We start from the raw sequence: 14523 nt of genomic DNA on the forward strand, positions 1-14523 counted from the left end.
AAAATAATAATCATTCTTGGGTAGCTAAATATCCTCACTATGGAAACGGAGATTCTTATGTCAGAGACGACTCAAGGACCGACTCACTTTCGCTTGATGTCAAAGTTGAAGGCGATAGGCCCCTACTTGCGCGAACCACAGTCACAACAAGGCCATTACTATTTTGACTGTTTATCAGTCTGTGTAGACGATAAAAAATCCCCAGAGAAACGGGAATTTTGGGGATGGTGGATGGAATTGGAATCCGTCGACGGAGGCTTTACTGCCAAATACCACATTGGCAAATACAATAAAGACGGAGATTGGACTTCTGAATCATTGCCAAATAAGGTAACTGAAGAAGTGTATCTTACCCAAAGCACCTTCCATCAGAAACTGATTGAAACCGTGGCGGAGCACTTTAAGTTAGAAGTGGAATATCATACAGAATCGTTTGATTTCGCCTAATTTGGCTGCTTTCTTCCTCCATAAGACAAAAAGGTGCGTTTTCGCACCTTTTCTGCTTGTTAAATCCCCATTTGATTGCTAAAACATCCACTCTTTATTTGTTTTTCATTTCAGAAGACATCATGACAACGAATCAACAGAATGCAGTTGTTTCACAACCACAGACCGTCGTTGTGAAACTGGGTACAAGTGTGCTAACAGGCGGCACTTTGGCGTTAGACCGTGCTCACATGGTAGAGCTGGCTCGTCAATGTGCGGAGCTAAAAAAACAAGGCCATTCAGTCGTAATGGTTTCGTCTGGTGCTATTGCAGCAGGCCGTGAGCATCTTGGATACCCCGCACTGCCCAACGCGATGGCGAGTAAACAGTTACTTGCCGCAGTGGGCCAGAGCCGTTTGATTCAAACATGGGAGTCTCTGTTTGGTATTTACGGTATTAAAATTGGTCAAATGCTGCTGACTCGCGCGGATTTGGACGATCGCGAGCGTTTCCTTAATGCGCGTGACACCATTAACGCATTGGTAGCAAACGACATTATCCCTATCGTGAACGAAAACGACGCAGTAGCGACGAACGAAATCAAAGTGGGTGACAACGATAACTTGTCTGCTTTGGTGGGGATTTTATGTGGTGCAGACAAGTTACTGCTCTTGACTGACCAAAAAGGTTTGTTTACCGCAGACCCACGTAAAGATCCAAATGCTGAGCTGATTAAAGAAGTGAAAACGATTGATGACACTTTGCGTAAAATTGCTGGTGGTAGTGGAACCACGCTAGGCACTGGCGGTATGGCAACCAAACTTCAAGCGGCAGATATCGCGCGTCGTGCGGGTATTGAAGTGATTATCGCAGCGGGTAGTGCGCCAAATGTTATCTTTGACTCATTGAGTTCAGAGCCACAAGGCACGCGTTTCCTGCCTTGCTCTGAAGCATTAGAGAATCGCAAACGCTGGATTTTAGCGGGACCAGCTGCCGCAGGTGATATTTTTATTGATGACGGTGCTGTAAATGCCGTTGTGGGTAAGGGTAGTAGCCTACTCGCGAAAGGTGTTATCAAAGTAAGTGGTGATTTTGCTCGTGGTGAGGTAACACGTGTGACGAATTCACACGGTAAACTGGTTGCTCGTGGTATCAGCGCCTACTCAAGTGAAGACCTAGCAAAAATTGCTGGTAAGCACAGTAAAGATATCATCTCTATTTTGGGTCATGACTACGGCTCAGAAGTGATTCATCGCGATGATCTTGTCGTCATTCAAGAATAGAAATTGAGGGAAGCAAAGTGGATTTAACGAATATGGGTAAAGCTGCTAAAGATGCAGCTTTCGAATTGGCGACAGCGTCAACCGCACAAAAGAACCAAGCACTAGCCATCATTGCCGATGAGCTAGAAGCTAACGCAGCAACCATTCTGGCAGCAAACGCAAAAGACATTGAGTTAGGTCGTGAAGCGGGTCTAACAGACGCACTACTCGATCGTCTGCTACTGAACGAAGAGCGACTAACTGGCATTGCTAATGACGTTCGTAATGTGATTAGCCTAAACGATCCTGTGGGCAGTGAAATCGACAGCAAAGTGCTAGAAAACGGCATGTCACTGTCTCGCCGCCGTGTACCACTTGGTGTGGTTGGTGTGATTTACGAAGCACGTCCGAATGTAACCATAGATATTGCGGCATTGTGTCTAAAAACGGGCAATGCAAGCATTCTCCGTGGTGGTAAAGAGACGTTTTTCTCTAACATGGAGTTGGTGAAGGTTATTCAATCAGCACTTGCGAAAGCGAACTTGCCAGCGGCTTCGGTTCAGTACATTGAAAAGCCAGATCGTGAACTTGTTTCTCAGTTGCTTAAGTTAGACGACTACGTAGACATGATCATTCCACGTGGTGGTGCGGGTTTACACAAAATGTGTAAAGAGAACAGCACCATTCCAGTGATCATTGGCGGTTTTGGTATCAGCCACATTTTTGTTGATGAATCAGCAGAGCTAGAAAAATCACTCAACGTTGTTGAAAACTCAAAAGTTCAGCGTCCATCGGCATGTAACTCGCTCGATACTTTGCTAGTACACGAAAAAGTTGCAGAGCAATTCTTATCGATGATTGTTGAGCGCATGAATGACAAAGTAACCTTCGTTGCAGAGCCAAAAGCAAAAGCGCTAATGACACAAGCGAAACAAATTCGTGATGCGGGTGAAGGTGATTTTGATACGGAATGGCTAAGCTACACACTTGGCGTGAAAGTGGTTGCAGACGTGAAAGAAGCGATTGACCACATGCGTGTTCATAACGCGAGCCACTCTGATGCGATCATGACCAACAGCTTGGTGAACTCTGAATTGTTCATCAATTCTGTCGGCTCTGCAGCGGTTTACGTAAACGCAGCAACACGTTTCACTGACGGTGCTCAGTTTGGTCTTGGTGCAGAAGTTGCGGTTTCCACTCAGAAACTGCACGCACGTGGCCCAATGGGTTTGGAAGAGCTAACCAGCTACAAATGGGTTGGTAAAGCAAACTACCTAGCACGTAGTTAACAGAAACCGTCTGATATTGATTGAAAAAGGGGCAGGAATGCCCCTTTTTGTTTTCTCTAACATAGCAATTCCGCTACACTAGTCTTGCTTTTGGGACGACCCCAATCGCACGCTATTTGGAGGTGATATGCATTGTCCTTTTTGTTCCGAGAACGATACAAAAGTAATTGATTCCCGCTTAGTTGCTGACGGCCATCAGGTGCGCCGTCGTCGCCAGTGTCTTGCATGTAGCGAGCGTTTTACTACGTTTGAAACTGCGGAGTTGGTGATGCCTAAAGTAATTAAGTCTAACGGCAACCGCGAACCGTTTGATGAAGATAAAATGGTCGGTGGTATTCAACGCGCTTTAGAAAAACGCCCAGTAAGCGCTGACGCTATCGAGCTTGCTATCAGCATGATTAAGTCACAATTGCGTGCTACTGGCGAACGAGAAGTACCTAGTGAGATGATTGGTAACCTTGTTATGGACCAATTGAAAGAGCTTGATAAAGTCGCTTATATCCGTTTCGCATCGGTTTACCGCAGCTTTGAAGACATCCGTGAATTTGGCGAAGAAATTGCTCGCTAGAAGACTGATTGAATCATGGCTCAACAAAACTCTTCTTCAGTATTTACCTCTCAAGATTTTGAAATGATGTCGCGTGCGCTCAAGTTGGCGAAACGCGGCATTTATACTACGGCTCCGAATCCTAACGTAGGCTGCGTTATTGTCCGTGACGGCGAGATTGTTGGTGAAGGTCATCATCACCGTGCAGGCGAGCCTCATGCCGAAGTCCACGCGATGCGTATGGCGGGTGATAAAGCCGAAGGGGCGACCGCATACGTCACGTTAGAACCTTGCTCCCATTTTGGTCGTACACCGCCGTGTGCTGAAGGGCTAATCAAAGCTAAAGTCGCTCGCGTTATCTGTGCGATGGAAGATCCCAACCCGAAAGTCGCCGGGCGCGGTTTTCAAATGCTGCGTGATGCTGGGGTAGAAGTTCAAGTCGGCTTGCTAGAAAGCGAAGCCATTGATCTGAACAAAGGGTTTATCAAGTTCATGCAAACGGGCATGCCTTATGTTCAGTTGAAGATGGCAGCCAGCCTCGATGGGCAAAGTGCACTTAATAATGGCCAAAGCCAATGGATCACCTCCCCAAAGGCTCGCCAAGATGTGCAGCGTTATCGCGCATTAAGTGGTGGGATTCTCTCAACCAGCAAAACCGTGATTGATGACAATGCGTCATTGAACGTTCGTTGGGATGACCTGCCGTGCAGCGTACAAACTCAATACTCACAAGATGAAGTCCGTCAGCCACCTCGTGTGATTTTGGATCGCCAGTCTCAACTTAACGATGATCTAAAACTATTCAATACTGATGGTGAGCGTATTATTGTCAGCCAAGGTGGCGATATGGCACCTGAACTGGATGAAAACGGCCAAATTGACTTAGCCACGACATTAAAAGCTGTGGCGAGCGAATATCATATCAATCACTTGTGGGTAGAAGCGGGAGCAACGCTCGCGAGTTCGTTAATCAAAGCTAACCTTGTAGATGAGCTAATTGTTTACCTCGCGCCTAAATTGATGGGCAGTGATGGACGAGGTTTGATTGGTGCACTTGGTTTAACTGAGATGGCACAAGTTATCGATTTAACTATTACTGACGTTCGAATGGTCGGGGTGGATATCCGCATTACCGCAACCGTCAAACGCAACCAAAGCTAGAAAGAAGCATTATGTTTACAGGAATTGTAGAAGCAGTAGGCAAACTCACTGCCATTACGCCAAAAGGCGAAGACATTACCGTAACGGTAGAAGTAGGCAAGTTGGATATGTCTGACGTTAAGTTAGGCGATAGTATCGCGACCAATGGTGTGTGCTTGACGGTCGTTGATTTTGGCAGCAACTACTACAGCGCTGACTTGTCTTTGGAAACGCTGAACAAAACTGGTTTTGCCGCGTACCAAGTCGGTGACAAAGTGAACCTAGAAAAAGCCATGCTGCCAACCACCCGTTTTGGTGGGCACATTGTGTCTGGTCACGTCGATGGCGTGGGTGTGATTGTCGAGCGTAACCAAGTGGGTCGTGCGATTGAGTTTTGGGTCGAGATGCCTGCGGAGATCTGTAAGTACGTGGCAGAAAAAGGCTCTATCACAGTTGATGGCATTAGTCTGACTGTCAACGATCTACGTAAGAATGGTTTTAAATTGACGATTGTTCCTCATACCAGTGAAGAAACCACGATTGATCAGTTCCAAGTAGGACGCAAAGTGAACCTAGAAGTGGACGTATTGGCTCGCTACATGGAACGCTTACTGCAAGGTCAAAAAGAAGAGTCGCAAGAATCACGCATTACCATGGAATTCTTACAACAGAATGGTTTTGCCTAAGCGAAACCGACCATAATCACAGAACGTTATCAGGTTAATTGACTTAATAAAGGTTGGCTTCAAACTGCTTTGCTGACCAAGCCAGTAGACGTAACTAAACGAAACGTTAAACGCATTGCTGCTGCAATAATAAATTTTTGAATAACGGGAAACAGAATATGCCTATCAGCACGCCTCAAGAAATTATTGATGACATCCGCGCGGGCAAAATGGTCATCCTGATGGATGATGAAGACCGCGAGAATGAAGGTGATTTGATCATGGCTGCCGAGCACATTACGCCGGAAGCCATCAACTTTATGGCTACGCATGGTCGTGGCTTGATCTGTCTAACCATGACAAAAACACGTTGTGAAAATCTTGGACTGCCACCAATGGTGCAAGACAACAACGCGCAATACACCACCAACTTTACCGTTTCTATTGAAGCCGCTGAAGGTGTAACAACTGGTATTTCAGCTGCTGACCGTGCTCGCACTGTGCAAGCTGCCGTTGCGCCAAATGCGAAAGCAGCTGATTTAGTTCAACCTGGTCATATCTTCCCTCTAGCTGCACAAGATGGTGGCGTTCTAACTCGCGCTGGTCATACAGAAGCAGGCTGCGATTTGGCTCGCCTTGCAGGTCTAGAGCCAGCATCGGTTATCGTTGAGATCCTAAACGACGACGGCACGATGGCACGTCGTCCTGATCTTGAAGTGTTTGCTGAAAAGCACGGTTTGAAACTTGGCACCATTGCGGATCTTATTGAGTACCGCAACAACACTGAAACAACCATTGAGCGCGTTGCTGAGTGTGCACTACCAACCGAGTTCGGTGAATTCACGCTTGTGACTTACAAAGACACCATTGATAACCAAGTGCACTATGCAATGTGCAAAGGTGACCTTAATTCTGAAGCGCCATTGGTTCGTGTGCACCTACAAGATGTATTTACTGATGTGCTTCGTAGTGACCGTAACGCAGAACGCAGCTGGACACTTGAGAAAGCGATGAAGCGTATCGGTGAAGAGGGCGGCGTGCTGGTTGTTCTTGGCAACGAAGAGTCAACGGACCTGCTTATTCATCGCGTTAAGATGTTCGAAGCGCAAGATAAAGGTGAAGCACCGACGCTTGCGAAGAAACAAGGCACGTCTCGTCGTGTTGGTGTTGGCTCGCAAATTCTTGCTGACTTAGGTGTGCATGATATGCGCCTACTTTCTTCGACCAACAAAAAGTACCACGCACTGGGTGGTTTTGGCCTGAACGTTGTTGAGTACGTCTGCGAATAACAACTGACCGACAAGTTCCTAGTCTTGCGCGTACTTATCATCGTTATGGCTAGGAACTCGTGACTGGTATCCAATTTCCATTAGATATTGCTCACAAAATTGTGCTAGAATCCGGCGATTCTCACTTGATGAACAATTTTCACTTAAAAATAGAGTTAAAGGAAAGCTTATGAAAGTGATCGAGGGTGGCTTCCCAGCGCCAAATGCAAAAATTGCTATCGTTATTTCTCGTTTCAACAGTTTTATTAACGAAAGCCTACTATCTGGTGCGATCGATACACTAAAGCGTCACGGACAAGTAAGCGAAGACAACATTACAGTAGTTCGTTGTCCTGGTGCCGTAGAACTACCTTTGGTAGCTCAACGTGTTGCTAAGACTGGTAAATACGATGCTATCGTATCACTAGGTACAGTAATTCGTGGTGGCACACCACACTTTGACTATGTTTGTAGTGAATGTAACAAGGGTCTTGCACAAGTTTCTCTGGAATACAGCCTTCCAGTAGCATTTGGCGTACTGACTGTTGATACTATCGATCAAGCGATTGAACGCGCAGGAACCAAGGCTGGTAATAAAGGTGCAGAGGCTGCACTAAGCGCACTTGAAATGATTAACGTACTATCTGAAATTGATTCCTAATGGGGGCCAGTGTGAAACCAGCCGCACGTCGTAACGCACGTCAATTCGCTCTACAAGCGATCTACTCATGGCAAATTACTAAAGACAATGTTGCCACGATCGAAGAACAGTTTTTGTCTGGCGACAAATACGATGAAGAAGAACTTCACGCATCTGAGCCTGCACTAGCTGCTCCTGAAACAGACGTAGCTTACTTCCGTGAACTACTAAGCGGTGTTGTACTTAGCCACTCTGAGCTAGATAGCAAAATCCGTCCATACGTGTCACGTCCAATGCAAGACCTAGACATGATGGAACTTGCTCTTCTTCGCCTTGCTATGTACGAGATGACTCGTCGCGAAGATGTTCCTTACAAAGTGGTAATCAACGAAGCGATTGAACTTGCAAAAGTATTCGCAGCAGAAGACAGCCACAAGTTTGTGAATGGTGTGCTAGATAAAGCGGCACCGCACGTACGTAAGAAATAACAATTTCTTCAATAAAAAGGTCAGCAGATGCTGACCTTTTTTGTATCAATAGCTTTTACATCAAAAAGTAAGTGAATAATGTCTGGTGAATTCAATCTGATCGACAAGTACTTCGTTGGGCGTCAAAGCCAACGCAAAGACGTACACCTAGCGGCGGGTGACGACTGTGCGTTAGTGAAAGCGCCAGATAACGTACAAATTGCCATTAGTACCGATACATTGGTGGCTGGAACCCACTTCCTTGCGGATGCTAATCCTGCATGGGTAGCACATAAGGCGCTGGCATCGAATATTAGCGATCTCGCTGCAATGGGCGCAACGCCTGCGTGGGTAAGCTTCGCGTTAACCATGCCTGAGCCGGATGAAGCTTGGCTTGCTCCTTTCTGTGATGCATTTTTCGAGCTAGCGGATTACTTCGGTATTCAGCTTATTGGTGGTGATACGACGAAAGGTCCACTGAGTTTAACACTGACAGTACAAGGTTTTGTTCCAGAAGGCAGGGCGTTGACTCGTTCCGGAGCGAAAGTCGGTGACTGGGTGTATGTGACGGGGGACCTTGGTGATGCAAAAGCAGGGCTTGATGTGATTTTGGATGGCTCATTACGCTCACGCATTGCAGCGCAGCAGCTTGAGAAAGCACATTATCTTAGTACACCTCGTGTATTAGCAGGGCAAGCATTGGTCGGTTTAGCTTCGGCGGCGATTGATATCTCCGACGGTTTAATTTCTGATATCAAACACATTCTCAAACGTTCCGACGTTGGTGTGAGTTTAGATGTCTCCCAATTACCAATTTCTTCTGAGTTGGTTCAATTTTTAGATGATAAGGTCAGCGCTCAGCAGTATGCTTTATCAAGTGGTGAAGAGTATGAATTGTGCTTTACTGTGCCTGAGCAAAATAATGGCTCGTTGCAAAGCGCATTGTCTCATGCTGGTTGTAAAGTCACTTGCATAGGTCAGATTCGACCAAAAGGCACGTTTGAGCTGCACGATGACAATCAACCTCTTGATTGGGATCTGACTGGCTTTGACCACTTTAAATGATATGAGCTAGGCATTAGCCTAAGATTGAAACCAAACTCGCAGTATAGGTTTAAGGAAATGACCAACCCTCTCTCTCTGATTTCATTAAAGAACCCGTGGCATCTTTTGGCGACAGGTTTTGGTAGCGGTTTATCACCAGTAGTGCCAGGCACAATGGGCACGCTTGCTTCAATTCCGCTGTTTCTGCTTTTGGCACAACTGCCTTTCCCACTTTATGTGGTTGCGGTGTTATTCTCTTGTGTGATTGGCATTAAGATTTGCCAAGTGACATCAGATGACATGGGCGTTCATGACCATGGTTCTATTGTATGGGATGAGTTTGCGGGCTTTTGGATCACCATGAGCCTAGTACCAGCACTGAATATTCCTGTGACGGAATGGAAGTGGCTACTGACAGGTTTTATCTTGTTCCGCTTCTTTGACATGGTAAAACCATGGCCAATCGGTTGGTTGGATAAACGTGTTCACGGCGGCTTAGGTATCATGATTGATGATATCGTGGCGGGTATTATGGCGGGTATCGCGCTGTTTTTAGTGGCGAAATACGCAGGTTGGATGTAATACCTATCCTTAAGATTTAGAATCGACAGATAAACAAAAGGGATGCCACATGGCATCCCTTTTTGGCTTCGTTGTAGGGTCTTATGTTCGCTTATTTGGCTAAGTAATCGTTGATCGACTTCTCGATGCCTTTTGCATCTAAGCCAAGCTCTTCATGTAGCTCGTCTTGTGTGCCTTGAGGAACGAAGCGATCTGGCAAGCCAAGGTTGAGTACAGGCTTGATGATCTTATCTTGCATCATAAACTCAATCACACCTGCACCAGCGCCACCTGCAATCGCATTTTCTTCTAGCGTAACCAGAACATCGTGCTCTGCAGCAAGCTGACGAATCAACGTTTCATCAAGTGGCTTAACAAAGCGCATGTCTGCTACTGTCGCGTCTAGGTTTTCAGCTGCTTCTAGCGCGTTACCTAGGAAGGTGCCGAAGCTTAGAATTGCCACTTTCTCGCCTTTACGAACCACACGACCTTTACCGATTTCAAGCGCAGTAAATTCTTGTTCAATGTCTGTGCCCATGCCGCTACCGCGTGGGTAACGAACCGCACTTGGGCCTGTGTGCTTATGACCTGTGTACAGCATTTGACGACATTCGTTTTCGTCACTCGGCGCCATGATCACCATGTTCGGGATACAACGCATAAAGCTAAGGTCGAACGCACCTTGGTGAGTTTGACCATCTGCACCAACCAGACCAGCACGGTCGATAGCGAACATCACCGGTAAGTCCATGATCGCAACGTCGTGAATCAGTTGATCATAACCGCGCTGTAGGAAGGTAGAGTAGATTGCCACGATCGGATGATCACCCGCAATTGCCATACCCGTTGCAAGTGTTACGGCATGCTGCTCTGCGATTGCTACGTCAAAGTATTGCTCTGGGTACTCTTTTGAAAAGCGAACCATGCCAGAGCCTTCACGCATCGCTGGTGTAATCGCCATTAGCTTAGGATCTTGCGCGGCCATATCACATAGGAAATCACCAAAGATCTTAGAGAAGGTCGGCTTGCCGCCGCTGCTCTTCGGCAAACTGTTATGTGATGGGTCGAACTTTGGTACACCGTGGTAGCCGATAGGATCTTTTTCTGCAGGCTCATAACCTTTACCTTTTTTGGTCATGATGTGCAGAAATTGTGGTCCTTTTAGTTCACGCATGTTTTTCAATGTTTTGACTAGCTCATTTACATCGTGACCATCAATAGGGCCGATGTAGTTAAAGCCTAGCTCTTCGAATAACGTGCCAGGAACAACCATGCCTTTTAGGTGCTCTTCTGTGCGACGAACCAACTCTTTAATTGGTGGAACGCCAGACAACACTTTCTTACCACCTTCTCGGATAGAGGTGTACAAGCTGCCTGAAAGCACTTTAGCAAGGTGGTTGTTCAATGCGCCTACGTTTTCTGAAATAGACATTTCGTTGTCGTTCAGAATGACCAGCATATCGGGGTGAACGTCACCAGCGTGGTTCATGGCTTCAAATGCCATGCCTGCCGTGATTGCACCATCACCAATAACGCTAACAATTTTGCGGCCCTTTCCTTCTTTTTCAGCGCTGATAGCCATACCTAGGCCGGCACTGATAGAAGTGGATGAATGGCCAACAGATAGCGTGTCGTACTCGCTCTCTTCGCGCCATGGGAACGGGTGTAGTCCGTCTTTTTGACGGATGGTAGGCATTTGGTCACGACGGCCGGTCAGGATCTTATGCGGGTAAGCCTGGTGGCCTACGTCCCAGATCAACTGATCAACAGGTGTGTTGTATACATAATGTAGAGCTACAGTTAGTTCTACTGTGCCTAAGCCAGACGCTAGGTGGCCGCTAGACTGACTCACTGAATTTAGCAGATACGTGCGTAGTTCATCGCACAAAGCTGGCAATGTTTCTTTCGGAAGGAGTCTTAGTTCTTCCGGTGTATTTGCTAACGCCAGTGTTGGGTACTTTGAAATATCAAGAGTCATATAAATGCGCGCTTATTGTGTTAGTTCTTGCGCTCGATGACATATCGGGCGAACTCTTCGAGTAACTGAGTATTGTATGGGATTGCTTCTAATGCTTGAAGTGCTTCCTGTAACAGAGTGTGAGCTTTCTCCATTGCTCCCTCTAAACCCAGTAGAGACGGGTAAGTGCTTTTGTTCAGCTCTTGGTCTGAACCTTGCGGTTTCCCTAGTGTTTCTGTATCACTAATGATATCAAGAATATCGTCTTGAACTTGAAACGCCAAACCAACAGCTTGTGAGTAGCGCTCTAAGTGTGGCAAGACTTCCAAACCTTTTTCACCTGCAGCTAGCGCACCAAGTTTGACGGCACAGCTAATCAGAGCGCCAGTTTTATTTCGGTGTATCTCTTCTAGCTCAGCGAGTGTGACTTGACGATTCTCTGCTCCTAGATCAAGCGCTTGGCCAACACACATGCCATTTGCGCCAGATGCTTGAGCTAAAGATTGCACCATTCTTATACGCTGGCTTTCTGCATTTGGATTCAGCTGGCCTTCTGCAATGATAGTAAAAGCTAAGGTTTGCAGCGCGTCACCTGTAAGAATTGCCGTCGCTTCATCAAATTTTATATGACAAGTTGGCTGACCGCGACGCAGTTCATCATCATCCATCGCTGGCAAATCATCATGGATAAGAGAGTAAGCGTGAATACACTCAATTGCCGATGCAGGCGTGTCGAGGTCTTGTAGTTGGCAGCCCAGCATTTGGCCTGTGATATAAACAAGGAAAGGACGAACACGTTTACCACCAAGGAGTAAGCCGTACTTCATCGCTTGAATCAACGGCTGCTGTTGGTGAGGCATTTGCTCAAGCCATTGATTGAGTTGTTGATTATTTCGTTGTTGATAAGACGTCAATGTCTCTTGCATCACATTGCTCACTACTAATTATTATTCTGACTCAGGGTTGAAGTCACTTAGTGGTGCTTCATCATCTTCGCTAAGAAGAATGCTCACGCGTTGTTCGGCGTCACTCAATTTCGTTTGGCCAGCACGCGCCAGAGCAATGCCTCGTTCAAATTTGCGTAAGGCATCATCCAAGGCAAGATCGCCATTCTCTAGTTGATCAACCAAGCCATCTAGCTCTTCAATGGTTGCTTCAAAGGTCATGTTTTCTGGTTTCTTGACCGCCATCTTTTATCTGCCTTAATCAAGCCTCTAATGAATGCACGCAAGTTACCTTAGCCTACTAACTTGGTCAAATTTAACCTCATATAATTGTCACAAAATTGGCTCGAGTAGACTCTGATGAGACAATCTTGATCATATAAATCGGGAATGAACGATCATTTTGTGATGTATTAACCAAGATTCCGCTAAAAAAACTGTTCTAAGTGTCGATACAAGTAATAATCTGCTCAAGTGGCATAGTTGGATAGCATGAGGAGTGCTTTGTGGATTTAGCAACCCTAATAGGTTTGATAGGTGGATTTGCCTTCGTAATTATGGCGATGGTATTGGGTGGCAGTATCGGCATGTTCGTCGACGTCACTTCAATCTTAATCGTAGTAGGCGGTTCTGCTTTCGTAGTGTTGATGAAGTTCACATTGGGGCAATTTTTTGGAGCGGCTAAAATTGCAGGTAAAGCCTTCATGTTTAAAGCGGACGAGCCAGAAGATTTAATCGCCAAGATTGTTGAAATGGCAGATGCAGCTCGTAAAGGTGGTTTCCTAGCGCTAGAAGAAATGGAAATAGACAACAGCTTTATGCAAAAAGGCATCGATTTGTTGGTTGATGGCCATGATGCAGAAGTCGTAAGGGCGGCACTACAGAAAGATATCGCATTAACCGATGAGCGCCATACTCAAGGTACCGGTGTGTTTCGTGCGTTTGGTGACGTTGCTCCTGCGATGGGTATGATTGGTACGCTAGTTGGTCTGGTTGCCATGCTTTCGAACATGGATGACCCAAAAGCGATTGGCCCTGCGATGGCGGTAGCACTTTTGACTACCCTATACGGTGCGGTGCTATCAAACATGGTTTTCTTCCCTATTGCCGATAAGCTTTCTCTGCGCCGCGATCAAGAGACATTAAACCGCCGCCTAATTATGGACGGAGTGTTGGCGATTCAAGATGGTCAGAACCCACGAGTCATCGATAGTTATCTGAAGAACTACCTGAATGAAGGTAAACGTGTTCTTGAGATTGACGAGTAATTAGGGGGCTGTGATGGATGAAGATCAAAAATGTGACTGTCCGCCACCCGGTCTCCCGTTGTGGATGGGGACCTTCGCTGACTTGATGTCACTATTAATGTGTTTCTTCGTACTTCTACTTTCGTTCTCGGAAATGGATGTTCTGAAGTTCAAGCAGATCGCAGGCTCGATGAAGTTTGCCTTTGGTGTTCAGAACCAACTTGAGGTGAAGGACATTCCCAAAGGTACCAGTATTATCGCGCAAGAATTTAGACCTGGTCGCCCTGAGCCAACGCCAATTGATGTCATCATGCAACAGACCATGGACATCACACAGCAGACGCTAGAATTCCACGAAGGGGAATCGGATCGTGCGGGTGGTACTAAGCGTGACCAAGGTAAACTTACAGGTGGTCAATCGCCAGACACCTCAACACAAACGAATCAATCTTCAGAAGCTGAAATGCAGCAACAACAGCAGCAATCAGAAGCGAAATCTCAAGAGATGGAAACCTTGATGGAAAGCATCAAGAAAGCGCTGGAACGAGAGATTGAACAAGGCGCAATTGAAGTCGAGAACCTTGGTCAGCAAATAGTGATTCGTATCCGAGAGAAAGGGGCATTTCCAGAAGGTTCCGCATTCCTCCAACCTAAGTTTAGGCCGTTGGTACGACAAGTCGCAGAACTAGTCAAAGATGTTCCCGGTATTGTTCGTATTTCAGGACATACTGACAATCAAAGGTTAGACTCTGAGCTGTACCGTTCAAATTGGGATCTATCATCACAGCGAGCGGTGTCTGTTGCCCAAGAAATGGAAAAGGTGAGAGGTTTCTCACATCAACGCTTACGCGTTAGAGGGATGGCGGATACAGAGCCAGTCGCTCCGAACGATACTGATGCCAATCGCGCACTTAACCGTCGTGTTGAAATCAGCATCATGCAGGGTGAGCCTCTTTACAGTGATGAAGTGCCTGTTGTGAACTAATGCTCTTCACTCTCTATTGAAGAAAAGCGAGCTGATAGCTCGCTTTTTTTGTCTTTCCAATCCGCTTGGGTGTATAATCTT

The 14523-nt window shown here is 46.3% G+C and carries 16 protein-coding genes; 13 read left to right on the plus strand and 3 right to left on the minus strand.

All coding sequences use genetic code 11. The features are described from left to right. Positions 1-57: 57 nt before the first annotated feature. The 11 genes from crl (at position 58) to pgpA (ending at position 9330) form a co-directional block, all read left to right on the plus strand. Positions 58-447: a sigma factor-binding protein Crl gene (crl, locus tag B853_RS03060; RefSeq protein ID WP_038886918.1), complete on the plus strand. Its 390-nt coding sequence runs from the start codon at positions 58-60 to the stop codon at positions 445-447. 122 nt (positions 448-569) lie between these two features. Continuing rightward, complete coding sequence (proB, locus tag B853_RS03065; protein ID WP_010446316.1) at positions 570-1709, plus strand: glutamate 5-kinase; 1140 nt, start codon at positions 570-572, stop codon at positions 1707-1709. Positions 1710-1726: 17 nt separating this feature from the next. After that, positions 1727-2977, plus strand: a complete 1251-nt coding sequence (locus B853_RS03070) for a glutamate-5-semialdehyde dehydrogenase (RefSeq protein ID WP_010446318.1) — start codon at positions 1727-1729, stop codon at positions 2975-2977. A gap of 127 nt (positions 2978-3104) precedes the next feature. Beyond that, positions 3105-3545 carry a transcriptional regulator NrdR gene (nrdR, locus tag B853_RS03075; protein ID WP_128826799.1) on the plus strand — a complete coding sequence of 147 codons (441 nt, stop codon included), beginning with the start codon at positions 3105-3107 and terminating at the stop codon, positions 3543-3545. A 15-nt stretch (positions 3546-3560) separates the two neighbouring features. After that, the gene (gene ribD / locus B853_RS03080) at positions 3561-4685 is read left to right on the plus strand and encodes a bifunctional diaminohydroxyphosphoribosylaminopyrimidine deaminase/5-amino-6-(5-phosphoribosylamino)uracil reductase RibD (RefSeq protein ID WP_038886011.1); all 1125 of its coding nucleotides are present in this window, start codon (positions 3561-3563) and stop codon (positions 4683-4685) included. A gap of 11 nt (positions 4686-4696) precedes the next feature. Next, positions 4697-5350 (plus strand): riboflavin synthase, encoded by a 654-nt coding sequence (locus B853_RS03085; RefSeq protein WP_010446324.1) that lies wholly within the window; start codon positions 4697-4699, stop codon positions 5348-5350. Positions 5351-5508: 158 nt separating this feature from the next. Then, on the plus strand, positions 5509-6618 hold the full coding sequence (gene ribBA / locus B853_RS03090; RefSeq protein WP_038886013.1) for a bifunctional 3,4-dihydroxy-2-butanone-4-phosphate synthase/GTP cyclohydrolase II: 1110 nt from the start codon (positions 5509-5511) through the stop codon (positions 6616-6618). 169 nt (positions 6619-6787) lie between these two features. Continuing rightward, the gene (ribH, locus tag B853_RS03095) at positions 6788-7258 is read left to right on the plus strand and encodes a 6,7-dimethyl-8-ribityllumazine synthase (protein WP_005440184.1); all 471 of its coding nucleotides are present in this window, start codon (positions 6788-6790) and stop codon (positions 7256-7258) included. Next, positions 7258-7725 (plus strand): transcription antitermination factor NusB, encoded by a 468-nt coding sequence (gene nusB, locus B853_RS03100; protein ID WP_005440182.1) that lies wholly within the window; start codon positions 7258-7260, stop codon positions 7723-7725. Before ribH ends, nusB begins: the two co-directional genes overlap by 1 nt. 78 nt (positions 7726-7803) lie before the next feature. Next, positions 7804-8769 (plus strand): thiamine-phosphate kinase, encoded by a 966-nt coding sequence (gene thiL, locus B853_RS03105; RefSeq protein WP_010446352.1) that lies wholly within the window; start codon positions 7804-7806, stop codon positions 8767-8769. Positions 8770-8826: 57 nt separating this feature from the next. Beyond that, the gene (gene pgpA, locus B853_RS03110) at positions 8827-9330 is read left to right on the plus strand and encodes a phosphatidylglycerophosphatase A (RefSeq protein ID WP_010446353.1); all 504 of its coding nucleotides are present in this window, start codon (positions 8827-8829) and stop codon (positions 9328-9330) included. Positions 9331-9421: 91 nt separating this feature from the next. Here pgpA and dxs read toward each other — a convergent pair whose 3' ends face one another. Genes dxs through xseB form a run of 3 tightly spaced genes read right to left on the minus strand, consistent with a single transcriptional unit; the run spans position 9422 to position 12456 of the window. Continuing rightward, positions 9422-11287 carry a 1-deoxy-D-xylulose-5-phosphate synthase gene (gene dxs / locus B853_RS03115; RefSeq protein ID WP_038886015.1) on the minus strand — a complete coding sequence of 622 codons (1866 nt, stop codon included), beginning with the start codon at positions 11285-11287 and terminating at the stop codon, positions 9422-9424. A gap of 20 nt (positions 11288-11307) precedes the next feature. After that, positions 11308-12192 (minus strand): (2E,6E)-farnesyl diphosphate synthase, encoded by an 885-nt coding sequence (gene ispA, locus B853_RS03120; protein WP_010446358.1) that lies wholly within the window; start codon positions 12190-12192, stop codon positions 11308-11310. A 21-nt stretch (positions 12193-12213) separates the two neighbouring features. Continuing rightward, positions 12214-12456 carry an exodeoxyribonuclease VII small subunit gene (gene xseB / locus B853_RS03125; RefSeq protein WP_038886016.1) on the minus strand — a complete coding sequence of 81 codons (243 nt, stop codon included), beginning with the start codon at positions 12454-12456 and terminating at the stop codon, positions 12214-12216. A gap of 260 nt (positions 12457-12716) precedes the next feature. Here xseB and pomA point away from each other — a divergent pair, with 260 nt between their 5' ends. Both pomA and B853_RS03135 read left to right on the plus strand, forming a co-directional pair. Next, positions 12717-13478 carry a flagellar motor protein PomA gene (gene pomA, locus B853_RS03130; protein WP_010446362.1) on the plus strand — a complete coding sequence of 254 codons (762 nt, stop codon included), beginning with the start codon at positions 12717-12719 and terminating at the stop codon, positions 13476-13478. 13 nt (positions 13479-13491) lie between these two features. After that, positions 13492-14442, plus strand: coding sequence for a flagellar motor protein MotB (locus tag B853_RS03135; protein ID WP_010446364.1), 951 nt, complete (start codon positions 13492-13494; stop codon positions 14440-14442). Positions 14443-14523 lie beyond the last annotated feature (81 nt).

This window comes from Vibrio rotiferianus CAIM 577 = LMG 21460 (assembly GCF_002741985.1).
Lineage (GTDB): Bacteria > Pseudomonadota > Gammaproteobacteria > Enterobacterales > Vibrionaceae > Vibrio > Vibrio rotiferianus.

What these genes read in the sequence shown, in the direction of transcription:
- ribD (WP_038886011.1), top strand. Translation starts at nt 3,561, where the DNA reads ATGGCTCAACAAAACTCTTCTTCAGTATTTACCTCTCAAGATTTTGAA.
- B853_RS03085 (WP_010446324.1), top strand. Translation starts at nt 4,697, where the DNA reads ATGTTTACAGGAATTGTAGAAGCAGTAGGCAAACTCACTGCCATTACG.
- proB (WP_010446316.1), top strand. Translation starts at nt 570, where the DNA reads ATGACAACGAATCAACAGAATGCAGTTGTTTCACAACCACAGACCGTC.
- xseB (WP_038886016.1), bottom strand. Translation starts at nt 12,456, where the DNA reads ATGGCGGTCAAGAAACCAGAAAACATGACCTTTGAAGCAACCATTGAA.
- ispA (WP_010446358.1), bottom strand. Translation starts at nt 12,192, where the DNA reads ATGCAAGAGACATTGACGTCTTATCAACAACGAAATAATCAACAACTC.
- ribBA (WP_038886013.1), top strand. Translation starts at nt 5,509, where the DNA reads ATGCCTATCAGCACGCCTCAAGAAATTATTGATGACATCCGCGCGGGC.
- dxs (WP_038886015.1), bottom strand. Translation starts at nt 11,287, where the DNA reads ATGACTCTTGATATTTCAAAGTACCCAACACTGGCGTTAGCAAATACA.
- nrdR (WP_128826799.1), top strand. Translation starts at nt 3,105, where the DNA reads ATGCATTGTCCTTTTTGTTCCGAGAACGATACAAAAGTAATTGATTCC.
- B853_RS03135 (WP_010446364.1), top strand. Translation starts at nt 13,492, where the DNA reads ATGGATGAAGATCAAAAATGTGACTGTCCGCCACCCGGTCTCCCGTTG.
- ribH (WP_005440184.1), top strand. Translation starts at nt 6,788, where the DNA reads ATGAAAGTGATCGAGGGTGGCTTCCCAGCGCCAAATGCAAAAATTGCT.
- nusB (WP_005440182.1), top strand. Translation starts at nt 7,258, where the DNA reads ATGGGGGCCAGTGTGAAACCAGCCGCACGTCGTAACGCACGTCAATTC.
- pgpA (WP_010446353.1), top strand. Translation starts at nt 8,827, where the DNA reads ATGACCAACCCTCTCTCTCTGATTTCATTAAAGAACCCGTGGCATCTT.
- thiL (WP_010446352.1), top strand. Translation starts at nt 7,804, where the DNA reads ATGTCTGGTGAATTCAATCTGATCGACAAGTACTTCGTTGGGCGTCAA.
- crl (WP_038886918.1), top strand. Translation starts at nt 58, where the DNA reads ATGTCAGAGACGACTCAAGGACCGACTCACTTTCGCTTGATGTCAAAG.